The 16,211-nt window shown below is 70.3% G+C and carries 15 protein-coding genes; 7 read left to right on the top strand and 8 right to left on the bottom strand.

All coding sequences use genetic code 11. From position 1 onward, the window contains the following. Nucleotides 1–169: 169 nt before the first annotated feature. Nucleotides 170–1,582, top strand: coding sequence for an IS1380 family transposase (locus BLASA_RS15975; protein ID WP_014377245.1), 1,413 nt, complete (start codon nucleotides 170–172; stop codon nucleotides 1,580–1,582). 308 nt (nucleotides 1,583–1,890) lie between these two features. On the opposite strand, the gene BLASA_RS15980 is transcribed toward BLASA_RS15975, so the two are convergent. From BLASA_RS15980 to BLASA_RS15995, 4 genes are all read right to left on the bottom strand, one after another. Next, entirely contained in the window at nucleotides 1,891–3,006 is a 1,116-nt protein-coding gene (locus BLASA_RS15980) for a DNA cytosine methyltransferase (RefSeq protein WP_014377246.1), read from the bottom strand. A 62-nt stretch (nucleotides 3,007–3,068) separates the two neighbouring features. Beyond that, nucleotides 3,069–3,461, bottom strand: a complete 393-nt coding sequence (locus BLASA_RS15985) for a very short patch repair endonuclease (protein WP_231839475.1) — start codon at nucleotides 3,459–3,461, stop codon at nucleotides 3,069–3,071. Between the two features lie 91 nt (nucleotides 3,462–3,552). Continuing rightward, complete coding sequence (locus tag BLASA_RS15990; RefSeq protein ID WP_014377248.1) at nucleotides 3,553–4,626, bottom strand: NaeI family type II restriction endonuclease; 1,074 nt, start codon at nucleotides 4,624–4,626, stop codon at nucleotides 3,553–3,555. A gap of 60 nt (nucleotides 4,627–4,686) precedes the next feature. Beyond that, the gene (locus BLASA_RS15995; protein ID WP_231839476.1) at nucleotides 4,687–5,763 is read right to left on the bottom strand and encodes a DNA cytosine methyltransferase; all 1,077 of its coding nucleotides are present in this window, start codon (nucleotides 5,761–5,763) and stop codon (nucleotides 4,687–4,689) included. A gap of 661 nt (nucleotides 5,764–6,424) precedes the next feature. Between BLASA_RS15995 and BLASA_RS16000 the strand changes: the two genes are divergently transcribed. Further along, on the top strand, nucleotides 6,425–7,048 hold the full coding sequence (locus BLASA_RS16000) for a hypothetical protein (protein ID WP_014377251.1): 624 nt from the start codon (nucleotides 6,425–6,427) through the stop codon (nucleotides 7,046–7,048). Between the two features lie 163 nt (nucleotides 7,049–7,211). On the opposite strand, the gene BLASA_RS16005 is transcribed toward BLASA_RS16000, so the two are convergent. Beyond that, nucleotides 7,212–7,589: a YybH family protein gene (locus BLASA_RS16005; protein WP_014377252.1), complete on the bottom strand. Its 378-nt coding sequence runs from the start codon at nucleotides 7,587–7,589 to the stop codon at nucleotides 7,212–7,214. A 275-nt stretch (nucleotides 7,590–7,864) separates the two neighbouring features. On the opposite strand from BLASA_RS16005, the gene BLASA_RS16010 reads away from it, so the two are divergent. From BLASA_RS16010 to BLASA_RS16030, 5 genes are all read left to right on the top strand, one after another. After that, nucleotides 7,865–9,043 (top strand): LLM class flavin-dependent oxidoreductase, encoded by a 1,179-nt coding sequence (locus BLASA_RS16010; RefSeq protein WP_014377253.1) that lies wholly within the window; start codon nucleotides 7,865–7,867, stop codon nucleotides 9,041–9,043. 110 nt (nucleotides 9,044–9,153) lie between these two features. Further along, a complete protein-coding gene (locus BLASA_RS16015; RefSeq protein WP_014377254.1) occupies nucleotides 9,154–11,079 on the top strand; it encodes a primary-amine oxidase in 1,926 nt (641 codons plus the stop codon). Between the two features lie 16 nt (nucleotides 11,080–11,095). Then, on the top strand, nucleotides 11,096–11,368 hold the full coding sequence (locus BLASA_RS16020) for a type II toxin-antitoxin system VapC family toxin (protein WP_014377255.1): 273 nt from the start codon (nucleotides 11,096–11,098) through the stop codon (nucleotides 11,366–11,368). Nucleotides 11,369–11,575: 207 nt separating this feature from the next. Further along, nucleotides 11,576–11,998, top strand: a complete 423-nt coding sequence (locus BLASA_RS16025) for a nuclear transport factor 2 family protein (protein ID WP_014377256.1) — start codon at nucleotides 11,576–11,578, stop codon at nucleotides 11,996–11,998. 32 nt (nucleotides 11,999–12,030) lie between these two features. Beyond that, nucleotides 12,031–13,383: an ABC1 kinase family protein gene (locus BLASA_RS16030; RefSeq protein WP_014377257.1), complete on the top strand. Its 1,353-nt coding sequence runs from the start codon at nucleotides 12,031–12,033 to the stop codon at nucleotides 13,381–13,383. Here the strand turns inward: BLASA_RS16030 and BLASA_RS16035 are convergent. From BLASA_RS16035 to BLASA_RS16045, 3 genes are read right to left on the bottom strand one after another with little or no spacing between them, the layout of a single operon-like run. Beyond that, entirely contained in the window at nucleotides 13,370–14,134 is a 765-nt protein-coding gene (locus BLASA_RS16035; RefSeq protein ID WP_014377258.1) for a 3-oxoacyl-ACP reductase, read from the bottom strand. The genes BLASA_RS16030 and BLASA_RS16035 overlap by 14 nt on opposite strands. A gap of 2 nt (nucleotides 14,135–14,136) precedes the next feature. Then, nucleotides 14,137–15,498 (bottom strand): aldehyde dehydrogenase family protein, encoded by a 1,362-nt coding sequence (locus tag BLASA_RS16040; protein WP_014377259.1) that lies wholly within the window; start codon nucleotides 15,496–15,498, stop codon nucleotides 14,137–14,139. Then, nucleotides 15,495–16,181: a gamma-glutamyl-gamma-aminobutyrate hydrolase family protein gene (locus BLASA_RS16045; protein ID WP_014377260.1), complete on the bottom strand. Its 687-nt coding sequence runs from the start codon at nucleotides 16,179–16,181 to the stop codon at nucleotides 15,495–15,497. Before BLASA_RS16045 ends, BLASA_RS16040 begins: the two co-directional genes overlap by 4 nt. Between the last annotated feature and the right edge of the window lie 30 nt (nucleotides 16,182–16,211).

Here is a 16,211-nt window from a genome sequence, read left to right on the forward strand (position 1 = left end):
ACATCCAGCATGGGGCTGGGAACTGCCGGAACAGACCACCTAGCCCTAGCCCGGGGCTTTCACGGCGGAGCGGCGTGAGCGAGTGTTGATCAACTGAAAAGTGCTCCTGACCAGCGAGGATGGGTCTTGTCGAGGGACCTGTCCGAGCCGTTCAAGGAGCACCTTCCAGGTGAACAAGCGTAGCCGTTTCTATCCCCGCCTCACGGTCGACACGGCCGACGTACCAGCGGTCGGTCAGGCCGGTGGCGTCCTGCTGACCGAGACCGTCCGGGCCAGCGGCCTGGCCTCGGCGATGGCGGCGGCGCTGTCTCCGTGGCGCAAGCCGCTGGCGATCCACGACCCCGGCAAGGTCATCCTCGACCTCGCAGTCACCCTTGCGTTGGGCGGGGACTGCCTGGCCGACATCGCGCTGCTGCGCGCCGAACCTCGGGTCTACGGCCCGGCGGCCTCTGATCCGACGGTCTCCCGGTGCATCGACGCTTTGGCCACCGATGCACCCGCGGCGCTGAAGGCGATCAACATCGCCCGCGCTGCTGCGCGGGCTGCGGTGTGGGGGCTGGCCGGGGAGCACGCCCCCGGCCACGCCGCCGACGCCTCCGCGCCGCTGATCATCGACATCGACGCCACCCTGGTCACCTCGCACTCGGAGAAGGAGCAGGCCGCCCCGACGTTCAAGCGCGGGTTCGGCCACCACCCGCTGTGCTCGTTCGTCGACCACGGCCACGAGGGCAGCGGGGAACCCCTATCGGTGCTGCTGCGGGCCGGCAACGCCGGCTCCAACACCGCCGCCGACCACATCACCGTGGCCCGCCAGGCACTGGCGCAGCTGCCCGGGCACCGGCCCGGCACCCGGCCCGGCCGGAAGGTGCTGATCCGCACCGACGGGGCCGGAGCGAGCCACAAGTTCCTGACCTGGCTGCACGGGCAGCGGTTGTCCTACTCGATCGGCTTCGGGCTGCCGGCGAACACCGCCGAGCTGCTCAAGCTGCTCCCCGAGCAGGTGTGGACGTCGGCCTACGACGCGAACGACGCCATCCGCGAGGGTGCCTGGGTCGCCGAACTCACCGGCCTGCTGGACCTCACAGGCTGGCCGCCGGGGATGAGGGTGATCGCCCGCAAAGAGCGCCCGCACCCGGGCGCGCAGCTGCGGATCACCGACGCCGACGGGCTGCGGGTCACCGCGTTCGCCACCAACAGCACCCGCGGGCAGCTGCCCGCACTCGAGCTGCGGCACCGCCGCAGGGCCCGCGCCGAGGACCGCATCCGCTGCGCCAAGGACACCGGGCTGACCAACCTGCCGCTGCACGACTTCGACCAGAACCAGATCTGGTGCGCCATCGTCGCGCTGGCCTGTGAGCTCACCGCCTGGATGCAGATGCTCGCCCTCGTCGACCACCCCGCCCGACGCTGGGAGCCAAAACGGCTGCGCACCAGGCTGTTCACCGTCCCGGCCACCCTGGCCCGCACCGGACGGCGCCGGCTACTGCACCTGGCCGAACACCACCCCTGGGCCGCCGTCGTCCACGACGCCGTTATCCGGCTACGCGACCTCCTCGGCGGACCGGTAGCCGCTCCCGGCTGACCCCCGCGTCTTCGTCCCGACGACCTGCACCACCCCGGACCGTGGAACCGGCGCCCACCCGAGCGACCTCGGCCGAACCGTCACACCCCACTGCCAGAATCACCCACCGGCGGCCCACCGAGTCCCGTCCCGATGATCACCGGCGAGACGACGAAAGATCCGGGCTAGGGAGGCTCAGGACGTCAATTGCTCCGCTACAAACCATTCCCGTCGCCTGCTTGCCACGTATTGCACCTGCAATCTTCAGCGATGCCAGCCCGCTCCATCGGCAGCCGTCGCGATGGCTCCCGTTTTGTGTGGCAGTAGCGCTACGACGCCAGCCGGGCGGCAACCACGTGCGCCACGGCTCGAGCCAGCGGTGGCGGGACGGCGTTCCCGATCTGGCGAGCGATCTCCGCTTTGGTGCCGCACCAAAGGTGGCGGTCGTCGAAACCCTGGACGACCGCGGCCTCGGCATGGGTGAGCGCACGGTTGACTTGGTCGCCGCCGTTCTCCCACTGCGGGTGGAGGAAGCGCCCCTTCTCGGGCCGGAAGAACTCCGTGCGGATCGTCACGGCGGGCTCATCCCACTGCAGCCGGCCGAGGACGTCGCCTGCTCCTCTCGTGTGCCGGCGCCAGCAGGGGTACTGGAGTTCATCGGGCAGATCGAACCGACCCTTGCCAGGAGCGATGTGCGCGTATCGAACCTCGGAGATGAGGTCGTAGTTCCGCGTGATGTGCAGGTCCCGAAGTTTGAACGTCCCCGGGATGTCGTGTCCCTGGAACTCGACGAGACTCTCTGGGAGCCACGTCTCGCGGACCTCCGGCTCGAGGACGACCGGCCCCTCGAGAAACGCCTCCCTGAGACCAACCCACCGGTCCAGGTCACCGCCCGGTGTCTTGGCGTGCGTCTGCCGGGGCTCGTCGACCGGGCCGACCCGCGACCCGACGACGATGGTGCGGATGCGCTTTTGCGGGGTGCCGTAGTCGGCAGCATTCAGCCGGAAGACCTGGGTGTCGAAGTCGGCAAGCTCACCGTCCTCACTCGCCGTCTGTCGGAGCAGCTGGAACTCGGGGGTCTTGGCGAACCGGTCGACATTCTCGAAGACGAACATCCGCGCGTCGGACTCGCGGACGACACGTACGAATTCGCGCCACAACTGGTTGCGCGCGTCCGCCGGGTCCCGCCGGCCAAGCGCGGAGAAGCCCTGGCAGGGCGGCCCCCCGACGACGAGGTCGGCGCGCGGGACATCGGTGTAGCCGGCGATGTCCCCTGCGAATATGTGACGGCCATCCACATCGAAGTTGGCTGCGTAGGTTGCCGCTGCCGTGCGGTCGATCTCCACGGCGCCGACGCCAATGAAATTGCCCTCGCCGAGGAAACCCCGAGTCATCCCCCCGCAGCCGGCGAACAGATCGAGCAATGTGAACCGGCTTTCCCGCACGACCTCAAGCTAGCCGGCACCACCGACAGTTACTGACTACGACGCGCCGCAAATGATCGGCATCACGTACGACTCGCGGTCTCCAGCGCAGCAAGGACCCTCGCAAGAGCGTCCTCAGGCACCTCGTGCTCCCATACCTCGACGAGGGTCCAACCGACGTCCTCCAGGTGCGCGCGCGTCGCCTTGTCCCGAGCCTTGTTGGCCTCGATCTTCTGGCGCCACCATGTGGCGTTCGCGGCCGGCCAGGTCGCGTGTATCGGACAGCCGTGCCAGAAGCAGCCGTGGACGTTGACCCCTACGCGAATTCGCGTAAACGCGATGTCCAGCTTCCTGCGGGCCAGTCCGGGCACCGGCCAACCCACGCGATAGCGCTTGCCCCGGGCATGCAGCAGGCGCCTCAACGCCATCTCGGGCGCGGTGTCCTGTCGAGCCTGCCCCCTCATACGAGCGGCCACGCCTGCGGAGCTAGGCACAGGCGCCTGTGACGGTTCCCGAGTCATGGCTGCCTCCATCGGTGCCGACCTGCTCCAGCGACCGGCTCCTCAGCTATCCCTTCGAGTAGAAGCCTCGGATAGCTGGTGACCACTCGTCGTCCTCCGCGACTGACCAGAATCTCTCGGTGTGGTAAGTCTTCCTTCGGCCACTCCAGCTCTCCACATCCACCAGACGGACCGAAAGCCACTCCCCCTTGTCGCAAATCGGTAGTCCCAAGTCCGTGGCGATCCTCGGATGGGCCTCCTGATGCCCCAGGACGACGATGCCTTCGTGGGCGAGGGAATTGCGGGCGTCTCGCACCCTCTTCGGAGCATCATCCTGCTGGCCGACGGTGAGGACGACCGGCCGACGGACGGTCACCTGTTGGAGCTCGCGAAACAGCGCATTGACCCGCTTCTGCCCTGATCGACCGTCGGCGAAAATCATGTCTCGCACCCGAGCGTCCATGTGAAGCAACGTGTTCTCCGGCAGTGGCTGAAGGCCCCCGAACATCCAAAAAATTCGGTCCCGCTGACTTCTGGCGATCTTGCGCTTGTTGTCCCGGTTGTACGCACGACGAGAACCGTCCTGCTTCCAGGCGAGGAGGTCATCCCGCACGCGTACGATGCCGACCGCCCATTGACTCGTGTCGTCATTGACCCAGATCACCAGCGCCGGATGATCGGCCTTACCGCTTTGCTCGCCATGATCTGGGCACAGGTACATTTCCATGGGGATTTCCCAGGCCGCGAAGTCTCGGCTGAACTTACAGTCAATGTCGTAGCCGGCGACCTTCCAGTCGAGGTCGTCCCCATTGGAAATCGAAAACTCCTTGGTCAGGTTGATCTCGATCATCGTGCCGAGGTGGGTCCGCTCGGTTTTGGACGTGTGTTGATAGCACCAACGACCCGTTCGTTGGCCGTCGAAGAGGTCGTCAAGCGAGTCCCTCAGCACCCACGCGAACCGCTGACAGGCGTCCTCCTGGCCCGCGAACCAGTCGACGAACGGCCGCAGGTCTTGCGGTGGCTGTCCGGTATCCAGAGGGATGTCCGGTCGCTGCCTGGACATCGGCTCCGCGGGGGTCGGGTGCAGCTTGAACCCATTGCGGTCGCGCCGGCGCCTAGCAGCTGACTTGAAGCTTGTCACGCCGCGCTACTCTGCCGGCACTGCGACCGATCTTCTGCCAGGCGGCCCGTAGCTGGCGCGTCAGCTCAGGTAGGGCTTGATGTGTCTGGCGATAGCTTTCGCCAGACCCGCTGGGACGGCGTTGCCGATTTGGCGTGCGATTTCAACCTTGGATCCGCACCATTCGAAGTCTCGCGGAAAATCTTGCAGGAGCGCTGCCTCGTAGTGGGTGATGACTCGGTTCACTTGCTTGGACTCGTCCGGCTCCCACTGCGGGTGGAGGTATTGCCCTTTCTCAGGCTTGTAGAACTCAGTGCGGATAGTGAGCGACGGCGCATCCCAAATCATCCGACCCATGACATCAGTCGTCCCCGTGGGCTTCTCGCGCCAGCATCGAGGAAGAAGGTGCCTGGGTACGTCGAACCTGCCGCCGCCCGGGGGGACGTGCTTGTACCGGTCCAGGGATAGCTGGCGGGGCGTGCGCCCAAAGTGGAGATCCATGCCCTTGAACCGGCCAGACACAGATTGCCCGAAGACGGGCACAGACGACTTCGGCATCTCCACTGAGTCCGGCTTGGCCGGCAAACCATCGATACGACTTCGGACCGTCTCCCATGGAAGGAGGCCGCCGGTCGGAACCTTCGCGTGCGTGGGGGTTGGCAAGTCGATTCTCCCGACTCGCGACCCGATGACGATCGTTCGAGGACGTCGCTGAGCCACGCCATAGTCGGCGGCCAACAGGACCCCGTGCGTCAGCTCGTAGTCCTTGATCATCCCGTGATCGGCTTCATTCAGGAGGAGTTGAAACTCACTCGAGTTGCGGAAGCGAGAGACGTTCTCGAGGACGAAGACTTGCGGCTTGGCCACCTGGACGAATCGCATGTACTGCTTCCACAGCTGGTTGCGCGGGTCGTCGACGTCCTTACTTCCCAAGTTGGAGAAGCCCTGACACGGCGGACCGCCGATGATCACGTCCACATCGGGGATCTCGCCGTCAGAGACTTCGGCGATGTCGCCCCACTTCGTGTGCTCCTCGCCGAAGTTTGCCGCGTACGTCGCAGCTGCGAAAAGGTTCCACTCGACGGCCAGCTTCGAGGTGAACCCTTGGTCCGCAAAACCGACGGTCATCCCTCCACAGCCGGCGAACAGGTCGATCATGGAAGGTCCAACGCTCATGGCGGTCAGGCTATGCGGACCCTCCGACAGTTCCGAGTCGGCTCGCCCGCTGTCAGCTCTCGCGGGGCGGGAACGCCCTGCTCAGTCAGGTGATGGGCGCAGGTAGCGAGATTTTTCACCGGCCTCAACAGCATCACCGTCCGCTGGCACCAGCTAGGGAGGGGGAGGCCCTGGCCGACGCACCAGCACCGCCCCCCATCCGGTCCCGCCCACAGTGGCCAACTTGCGATCGACCCGCCCCCGGGCGGTGCCGACCGTCCGCCAACGCTGCCAAGCCTCGCGGACCTGGCGGTACAGCGGGCGAGCCGCGTTGGCCGACTGGATGCGCGGCGGCGTCAGCTCGGCGATCGCCCGCGCTCCACCATCCGAGGCTCCTCGTGCACCGCCAAAGTCAGAGGCAGGTGCTCCTGCATCCGGGCGAGGGAGGCGACAGGTTTCCCCTGAGCGTGCCCGGCTTCTCATTCGCGGGGGAGGCCCTCGCGCTGCCCGTGCCCTCCACTCGGTACCGATGCTGTCGATCCGAGGTCGGCAGAGCACTGCCTGCCCGCGCGCGCACCCGTTGACAGCGGTCCGCACCTGAGCACGATGACCTGGGGCGACGCCGTCGGGGCGCCGCGCGCCTGTCCCCAGAAGGGAGGGCGTCATGCACGCCCGCACCACCACGATCACCGCCGACCCGAACCGCATCGACGCCGGCATCGCCGACGTCCGCGACAACGTCATGCCCGCCGTGAGCGGCATCGACGGCTACGTCGGGCTGTCGATGCTCTGCGACCGGAGCTCCGGCCGCTGCATCGTCACCACCGCCTGGCAGAACGAACAGGCGATGGCCGCGACCCGCGAGGCGGTCCTCCGGATGCGCGAACACGCGACGGAAGAGTTCGGTGCGGAGACGCCCGAGGTGCGGGAGTGGGAGATCGCGGCGATGCACCGGCTGCACCCCGCGGGCGACGACTCGTGCGCCCGGGTCACCTGGTCCCGCGTCGACCCAGCCACCATCGACGAGGTCCTCGACGTCTTCCGCACGGACCTCATCCCCCGGATGGACGAGATGCCCGGCTTCTGCAGCCTCAGCCTGATGCTCGACCGGCAGACCGGCGACAACTCCCTCACCGCCGTCTACGCCGACCGCCCATCCATGGACGCCTCCCGCCAGCGGGCCATGTACATCCGCGACGAGTTCCGCCGCGGGTTGCACATGTCGGCGATCGACGTGGCCGAGTTCGACCTCGTCCTGCACCACCTGCGCGTTCCCGAACTGGTCTGACCGGACGTAGGTCAGCGACATCTCGTGCTGCCGTCGCGTCGGTCGCGGGACTCGCCGGCGTCCCGTCCCCGGGCTTCGGCGCGAGCTCCCGGAAGGCGCAGGTGTCACCCACCCGAGCGGTCCTCGGCGACGAGCCCACTCGGACGGCGGCCTTCCGGGAGCGCTAGCTCGGTTGGGCAGCCGAGTCGGAGTTCCAGATGTCGAGGCCCCAGCGCCACCCGCCGTCGGACTGCTTGCGGTGGACGACGACGTACTTGCCTGTGTCGACGACGTCGGCACCCACGCGCATCTCGTACTGCCCCTCCTCGATCGCGACGTCCTCGCGTTCGTCCAGCGAGCCCGTCTTGAGCACGGCGCCGGTGATCCCCATGTCGAGGATCCCCTGCCAGAACTGCTCGATCGCGCCGCCGGTGACCGCCGGCGAGCCGGGCGGCAGTACCCGGGCGTCCGGTGCGTAGACAGAAGCGAGCACGGCGGCGTGGCCTGTCTCCACCCCCTTCATGAACGTGGCGTTCAACGCGTCGATGTCACTGCGACTCATCGCTCCTCCTCGCATCCGGGGAACCAGCGTCGCGACGGTCCGCGACTCGGTCAACGGGTCCGGTCGCCACGCCGCGCCGGTGCCTTCCCGACGGACGCTCTGCGCTCTCACGGTGACCGGACGCACGCTCGACGACCGCGCCCGTCGATGAAGGGGAGGTCCCCTTCGGCCTCACGGATCCGAGAGCTACCCGTCCCTGAACGCCACACCCTGAACGCCCGCGAGGAGTGTGACGCAGGTTACGTTAGGGCCCCCGCCGTCACGAGGAGAACCACATGGACCGTCTGCGCTTCGGCACTTTCCTGGCCCCCTTCCACCCCGCCGGCGAGAACCCGACGCTCGCGCTGCAGCGGGACCTGGAACTGGTCGAACACCTCGACCGGTGCGGCTACGACGAGGCCTGGATCGGCGAGCACCACTCGGCCGGGACGGAGATCATCGCCTCGCCGGAGATCTTCATCGCCGCGGCCGCCGAGCGCACCCGGCACATCAAGCTCGGCACCGGCGTCACCTCGATCGCCTATCACAACCCGCTCTGGGTGGCCGAGCGGATGGTGCTGCTCGACCACCTCACCCGCGGCCGCGCGATGCTCGGCTGCGGCCCGGGTTCGCTGCCCACCGACTCGATGATGCTGGGCCTGAACCCCACCAACACCCGGGAGCTGCTCGAGGTCGACCTCGACATCATCCTGCGGCTGCTGCGCGGCGAGACGGTGACCGCGCAGACCAAGACGCACAACCTGATCGACGCCCGGTTGCACCTGCGCCCGTACACCCAGCCCTGCTTCGAGGTCGCCGTCGCCGCCGTCGCCTCCCCCACCGGTCCGCGCATGGCCGGCACGCACGGGATCGGGCTGCTGTCGATCGGCGCCACGCTCAGCAAGGACGGCTTCGACGCCCTCGCCCACCACTGGAACGTCGTCGAGGAGCGGGCCGCCGCGCACGGCCAGACCGTGTCCCGCCGCGACTGGCGCCTGGTCGGCCTCATGCACATCGCCGAGACCCGCGAGCAGGCCTACGCCGACGTCCAGTTCGGCATCGAGACCTGGTTCCGCTACTTCCAGAAGACCGCCGCCTTCCCGCAGATGGCGGTCGAGGGCGGCGACGCCAGGGAGATGATCGACTACATCAACGAGGCCGGCATCGGTGCCATCGGCACCGTGGAGGACGCCCGAGCGCAGGTGCAGCGGCTGTGGGACCAGTCCGGCGGCTTCGGCGCCATGCTGCTGCTCGGCCACGAGTGGGCCAACCCGCAGGCGACGAAGCGCTCCTGGGAGCTCATCGCCCAGCACGTCATGCCGCACTTCCAGGGCGGGAACATCAGCCACGCCCAGCAGACGCTCACCGCCAAGGAGTACGCGATGGGCAAGCGGGAGGACTACGCGGCCGCGCAGATGCAGGCCGTCGCCACGATGACCGAGCGCTACGAGAAGGAGAAGGCCGGCACCGCCTGATCCGGTCCGCCGGCGGCCCGGGGGCGGGCACTGTGCGCCCGCCCCCGCAGGCCGCAGGTTCTCGCGCACCGACCCTTCCGCCACCGTCCCGCGAAGAGTAGAGACAGCACATGACGACGACCGAGGTCCGCAGCGCCACCCACCCGCTCGCCCGGCTGACCGCCGAGGAGATCGCCGCCGCCGCCGGGATCGTGCGCGACGCGGGCCTGGTCGGCGGGCACACGCGGTTCGTCTACGTGGGGCTGATCGAGCCGCACAAGGACGACGTCCTCGCGTTCACGCCGGGCGATCCGATCGAGCGGCGGGTCCGCGTGCTGCTGCTCGACCGCAGCACCGGCGACGGGCGGGACGTCACCGTCTCGGTCACCGGCGGCGCCGTCGTCCAGAGCGTCGAGATCGACGGCGTGGCCGACGGCCAGGTGCCGATCCTGGAGGAGGAGTTCGGCGCGATCGAGCCGATCCTCGCCGAGGACGAGCGCTGGGTCGCGGCCATGACCACGCGCGGGCTCGACGTCGCGAACGTGCGGGCGGTGCCGCTGTCGGCCGGCTCCTACTTCGAGGAGGAGTTCGGGCACCGGATCATCCGGGTGCTCGGCTTCTTCCAGGCCGATGAGGCCGACCTGCCGTGGGCGCACCCGGTCGACGGTGTCGTCGCCTACGTCGATCTCACCCGCGGCGTCGCGACGGCGGTGCACGACCACCTCGACCTGCCGGTGCCGGCCGAACGCGGCGAGTGGAACGCCGAACCGCACGCCCAGCCCACCCGCACCGACCTCAAGCCGATCGAGATCACCCAGCCGGAGGGGCCGAGCTTCACCGTCGACGGCGACGAGGTCACCTGGGCCGACTGGAGGTTCCGGATCGGCTTCGACGCCCGCGAGGGCCTCACCCTGCACCAGCTCGCCGTCGACGGCCGGTCGGTGATCTACCGGGCGTCCATCGCGGAGATGGTCGTCCCCTACGCCGACCCCTCCCCGGTGCGGTTCTGGCAGAACTACTTCGACACCGGCGAGTACCTCTACGGCCGGTTCACCAACTCCCTCGAGCTCGGCTGCGACTGCCTCGGCGAGATCCACTACTTCGACGCCACCTTCGCCGGAGAGGACGGCACCCCGAAGACGATCGCCAACGCCATCTGCATGCACGAGGAGGACTACGGCGTCCTCTGGAAGCACACCGACCTGTTCACCGGCATGGCCGAGACGCGGCGGCAGCGCCGGCTGGTGGTCAGCTTCTTCACCACGATCGGCAACTACGACTACGGCTTCTACTGGTACCTCTACCTCGACGGCACCATCCAGCTGGAGAGCAAGTCGACCGGCGTCGTCTTCACGTCGGCCTTCCGGGGTGACGAGCACCCGTACGCCACCGAGGTCGCCCCCGGGCTCGGTGCCCCGTACCACCAGCACCTGTTCTGCGCGCGGCTGGACATGGCGGTCGACGGGCGGGTGAACACCGTCTACGAGCTCGACGCCGTCCGGCAGCCGATGAGCGCCGCCAACCCGTACGGCAACGGCTTCACCCGCTCCAGGACGCCGCTGAGGTCGGAGTCGCAGGCGCAGCGGACGGCGGACGCGACCGTCGGCCGGGTGTGGCACGTGGTGAACGAGGAGGCGCGCAACCGCCTCGGCCAGCCGGTGGGGTACGCGCTGCACCCGATGGCCGGGCCGGTGCTGCTGGCCGACGACAACTCCTCGATCGCGAAGCGGGCGACGTTCGCGACCAAGCACCTGTGGGTGACGCGGTACGACGCCGCTGAGCGCTATCCGGCCGGCGACTTCGTCAACCAGCACCCCGGGGCGGGCGGCCTGCCGGCGTTCGTCGCGAACGACCGCCCGCTGGAAGGCGAGGACGTCGTCCTGTGGCACACCTTCGGGCCGACGCACTTCCCGCGGCCCGAGGACTGGCCGGTCATGCCGGTGGACTACGCCGGGTTCACGCTCAAGCCGGTCGGCTTCTTCGACCGCAACCCGGCGCTGGGGGTGCCCGCGTCGACCTCTGCGCACTGCGCCGGTCAGGAGCCGCACTGCACGTGACCTGATCGATCCAGAGGTGGCCCAGGCGCTTTGGCGTCTGGTGCTGCGCGGGTCGCTCGGCGCGGACGACGGATGGGCGGCGCTGGCCACCTGGCGCCGACCGGGCATCGTCCGTCACCCCGTCGGCGGCCTGCTCCACCGCGTCTGGGAGCTGCGGGAGAACGTCTCCGCCTGCGACGCGTCGTACCTCGCGCGCGCCGAGGCACTCGGCTGCAGTCTGCTGACCGCGGACGCACGGCTCGGCCGGGCGCCCGGTCTCCGCTGCCCGGTGACGGTCGTTCCCCGCTGACCGCAGAGCGGCCGGGATCCCTCGCCGTCGACCGGAGGCGGCACACCAGCCGGCCGGGCGCGTGCCACCCGCAGGTGCGTCCGGCTCACGCACCGTCCGGGCGCGCCCGGGACATCCGGCGACGGCCTCGGCGGATGCCGCGCCCCCGTTCCGTGCGGCACGGCAGCTCACTACCGTCCCCCCACCATCCGCCCGGAGGAGATCGCCATGACCCAGACAACCCTCACCAGCGTCCAGTTCGTGAAGAGCCTGTACGAGGCCTTCGCGCAGGGGGACGTGCCCACCGTCGTCGGGGCGATGGACGAGGACATCGAGTGGTACGAGGCCGAGGGGAACCCCTGGCACCCCGGGCACGCCTTCGTCGGCTCCCAGCAGGTGGTGGAGAACGTCTTCGCCAGGCTCGCCCAGGAGTTCGAGGACTTCCGGATCGACTGCCGCCGCTTCCTCGCGGACGGCGACACGGTGGTTGTCGAGGCGCGCTACTCCGCCACCCGGCACCGGGCGACGGGCAAGCCACTGGACGTCCAGGCCGCGCACGTCTGGGACCTGCGGAACGGCAAGCTCGTCCGCTTCCAGCAGTACGTCGACACCCGGAGGCTGGCCGACGTCATGGGGGTCAGCAACTACTAAGCGGCGTCGGCTCCCGGCGCTACCTTCCGTCGGTGGACACCGACTCCCCGGAGGACGGCCGGCCGCCGCGGAGCCGCCTGGCGCGGGCGGCCCGGCTGGCCGCGCTGCCCGCCGCGCACGCCGGCCGCACCGCCGTCGGGCTCGGCAAGCGGCTCGGCGGCCGCCCCGCCGAGGCCGTCGCCGCGCAGGTCAGGCAGCGCACCGCCGCGCAGCTGTTCGCCACCCTCGGGCAGCTCAAGGGCGGCGCCATGAAGGTCGGCCAGGCGATGTCGGCGATGGAGGCCGCACTGCCCGATCAGCTGGTCGGCCCCTACCGCGAGGCGCTGATCCGGTTGCAGGAGGCGGCGCCGCCCATGCCGGCGGCCATGGTGCACGCGCAGCTCGACCGCGCCTTCCCCGGCGGCTGGCAGCGGCACCTGCGCGACTTCGACGACCGGCACGTCGCCGCGGCCAGCGTGGGCCAGGTGCACCGCGCCACCTGGTCCGACGGCACCCCGGTCGCGGTGAAGATCCAGTATCCGGGCGCCGGCGAGGCGCTGGTCGCCGACCTCGGCATGCTGCAGCCGCTGGCTCCCGTCATCCACGCCGCCATGCCCGGGCTCGACGCCCGGGAGCTGATCGCCGAGCTGCGCGAACGGCTGGTCGAGGAGCTCGACTACACCCACGAGGCCGAGAGCCAGACCGCGTTCGCCGGCGCCTACCGCGACGATCCCGACATCGCCGTCCCCGACGTGCTCGCCGCCGAGGGCGTCGTGCTGGTCACCCGCTGGCTCGACGGCACGCCGCTGTCGCGGGTCATCGCCGCCGGCGTGCAGGACGACCGCGACCGTGCCGGGCTCCTGCTGGTGCGCCTGCTGCTCTCCGCCCCGGTGCGGGCCCGCCGGCTGCACGGCGACCCGCACCCCGGCAACTTCCGGCTGCTGCCCGACGGGCGGCTCGGCGTCCTGGACTTCGGCGCCATCGAGCCCATGCCGGCCGGCTGGCCGGCCCGGCTGGGCCCGCTGCTGGCCGCCGGTCGGGACGGCGACGCGGCGGAGCTGCACCGCATCGCCGCCTCGGCCGGCCTGCTGCAGCCGGGCACGGTCGACCCGGCCGCCCTGCTGGCGCTGCTCGACCCCTACCTGGAGCCGCTGCGCACCCCCGGGTACCGGTTCACCCGCAGCTGGATCCAGGAGCAGACCCGGCGCGCCTCCGACCCGCTGAGCAGCGCGGCCCGCACCCAGCGCCGGCTGACCATCCCGCCCCGCCACCTGCTGCTGCAGCGGGTCGCCACCGGGCTGGCCGGCGTCCTGTGCTCGCTGGGCGCCACGGTGGCCGTGGACGCCGAGGTCCGCCGGTGGCTGCCCGGGTACGACGACGCCGGCGGAGCCGCTACTCCGGCGTGACGTACGCCCCCGAGATCCCGCCGTCCACGAGGAACGTCGATGCGGTCATGAACGACGAGTCGTCGCTGGCGAGGAACGCGACCGCCGCCGCGATCTCCTCCGGCTCGGCGAAGCGACCGAGCGGCACGTGCACCAGCCGCCGCGCCGCGCGCTCCGGGTCGGTGGCGAACAGCTCCTGGAGCAGCGGGGTGTTCACCGGCCCGGGGCAGAGCGCGTTGACCCGGATGCCCTCCCGGGCGAACTGCACGCCCAGCTCCCGGCTCATCGAGAGCACGCCACCCTTGGAGGCGCTGTAGGAGATCTGCGACGTCGCCGCGCCCATCACCGCCACGAACGACGCGGTGTTGATGATCGAGCCCTTGCCCTGGCGCTGCATGTACGGGATCGCTGCCTTGCAGCACAGGAAGACCGACGTCAGGTTCACCTGCTGCACCCGCCACCACGCGTCCAGGCCGGTCACCAGGATCGAGTCGTCGTCCGACGGCGAGATGCCGGCGTTGTTGAACGCGACGTCCACCGAGCCGTAGGTCTCGTGTGCCGCGGCGAACAGCGCCGCGACCTCCGCCTCGTTCGTCACGTCGGTGCGCACGAACAGCCCGTCCACCTCCCCGGCGGCGCGCGTACCGGCCTGCTCGTCGACGTCGGCGACGACCACCCGGGCACCCTCCGAGGCGAGCCGGCGCACCGACGCCAGCCCGATCCCGCTGCCACCCCCGGTCACCACGGCGACCCGGCCGTCCAGACGCTGCATGACTACTCCTCCGTGGCGAGAAAGACGTTCTTGGTCTCGGTGAAGGCCGCGAGCGCGTCGGGCCCGAGCTCCCGGCCCAGCCCCGACTGCTTGAAGCCGCCGAACGGCGTCCCGTAGCGCACCGACGAGTGCGAGTTGACCGACAGGTTGCCGGCCTCCACGCCCCGCGACACCCGGAACGCGCGGCCGACGTCCCGCGTCCAGATCGACCCGGACAGCCCGTACTCCGAGTCGTTGGCGATGCGGACGGCGTCGTCCTCGTCGTCGAAGGGCACCACCGCCACGACCGGCCCGAACACCTCCTCGCGTAGCACCGAATCCCCCGGGGCCGGCGTCAGCACCGTCGGCGGGAACCAGAAACCGGGTCCGGACGGCGCACTCCCCCGGAACGCGACCTCTGCATCCGAGGTCACGTACGACGCCACCTTGGCCCGGTGCTCGGCGGAGATCAGCGGCCCCATCTCGGTGGACGGATCCGCCGGGTCCCCCACCCGCAGGCCGGTCACCGCCGGCTCCATCAACGACAGGAACCGGTCGAACACCGACCGCTCGACCAGGATCCGCGACCGCGAGCAGCAGTCCTGCCCCGCGTTGTCGAAGACGCCGTACGGCGCCGTGGCCGCCGCTTTCTCCAGGTCGGCGTCGGCGAACACGATGTTGGCGCTCTTGCCACCGAGCTCCAGCGTCACCCGCTTGACCTGCGCGGCGCAGCCGGCCATCACCTGCTTGCCCACCGCCGTCGAGCCGGTGAACGACACCTTACGCACCAGCGGGTTGTCGACGAAGCGCCGGCCGACGACGGAGCCCTGCCCCGGCAGCACCTGGAAGACGCCCTCCGGGATGCCGGCGTCCCGCGCCAGTTCGGCCAGCCGGAGCGCCGTCAGCGGCGTCAGCTCGGCCGGCTTGAGCACCACGCAGTTGCCCGCGGCCAGCGCCGGCGCGAACCCCCACGCCGCGATCGGCATCGGGAAGTTCCACGGCACGATCACGCCGACGACCCCCAGGGGCTCCTGGAACGTGACGTCCACGCCGCCGGCCACCGGGATCTGCCGGCCGAACAGCCGCTCCGGCGCCGCCGCGTAGTACTCCAGGACGTCGCGGACGTGCCCCGCCTCCCACCGCGCGGCACCGATCGGGTGGCCGGAGTTGCGCACCTCCAGCGCGGCGAGCCCCTCCACGTCGGCGTCCACCGCGGCCGCGAAGCGGCGCAGCAGCCGCGCCCGGTCCGCCGGCGCCACCTTCCGCCACGACGCGTGGGCAGCAGCAGCGCGCTCGATCGCGTGATCGGCCTCCTCCGCCGACGTCAGCGCCACCTCCTGCAGCGGCGTCTCGTCGGCCGGGTTGACCAGCTGGATCGTCGTCACGTCGTCCTTCCAGAAGCAGCGTTCACCAGGGCCTGGAACAGCCGGCAGTCGTCGCCGTCCACCTCGGGGTGCCACTGCACACCGACGGCGAACCGCGGCCCGCGCAGCTCGACGGCCTCCAGCGTCCCGTCGCCCGCCCGGCCGACCGCCACCAGCTCCGGCGACAGCACGTCCACCGCCTGGTGGTGGTAGCACCGCACCTCGGTCTCGGCGCCGAACACGCCGCCGAGCAGGCTGCCCTCGTCGAGCCGCACCCGCGTCCTCCCGAACGTCGCCGGCGCCGGCTGGTGCCCCTCGTGGCCGACGACGTCGGGCAGGTGCTGCACCAGCGTGCCGCCCAGCGCGACGTTCAGCACCTGCATGCCGCGGCACACCCCGAGCACGGGGACGCCGGCGGCGAGCGCCGCCCGCAGCAGCGTCTCCTCCGCCCGGTCACGGACGGCGGACGTGCCACCCGTCCGCGGGTGCGGCTCGGCGCCGTAGCGCGCCGGGTCGACGTCGCCGCCGCCGCTGAGCACCAGGCCGTCGAGCACGCCGATGACGTCGGGATCGACCTCGTCCACCGGCGGGAGCAGCAACGGCGAGCCACCGACCTGGACGACGACGTCGACGTAGGAGCGCGGCAGCACCGCGGCCTCGTGGTCCCAGACCCCGTGGCGGGCGTTCTGGAGGTAGGTGGTCACCCCGATCCGGGGACGACGCCCCCCTCCGGA

The organism is Blastococcus saxobsidens DD2 (assembly GCF_000284015.1).
Classification (GTDB): domain Bacteria; phylum Actinomycetota; class Actinomycetes; order Mycobacteriales; family Geodermatophilaceae; genus Blastococcus; species Blastococcus saxobsidens_A.

Bases quoted from the DNA above. Each gene is read 5' to 3' on its own strand.
- BLASA_RS15995 (WP_231839476.1), bottom strand. From the start codon at position 5,763: ATGATCGACCTGTTCGCCGGCTGTGGAGGGATGACCGTCGGTTTTGCG.
- BLASA_RS16005 (WP_014377252.1), bottom strand. From the start codon at position 7,589: ATGAGTCGCAGTGACATCGACGCGTTGAACGCCACGTTCATGAAGGGG.
- BLASA_RS16015 (WP_014377254.1), top strand. From the start codon at position 9,154: ATGACGACGACCGAGGTCCGCAGCGCCACCCACCCGCTCGCCCGGCTG.
- BLASA_RS16000 (WP_014377251.1), top strand. From the start codon at position 6,425: ATGCACGCCCGCACCACCACGATCACCGCCGACCCGAACCGCATCGAC.
- BLASA_RS16025 (WP_014377256.1), top strand. From the start codon at position 11,576: ATGACCCAGACAACCCTCACCAGCGTCCAGTTCGTGAAGAGCCTGTAC.
- BLASA_RS16010 (WP_014377253.1), top strand. From the start codon at position 7,865: ATGGACCGTCTGCGCTTCGGCACTTTCCTGGCCCCCTTCCACCCCGCC.
- BLASA_RS16035 (WP_014377258.1), bottom strand. From the start codon at position 14,134: ATGCAGCGTCTGGACGGCCGGGTCGCCGTGGTGACCGGGGGTGGCAGC.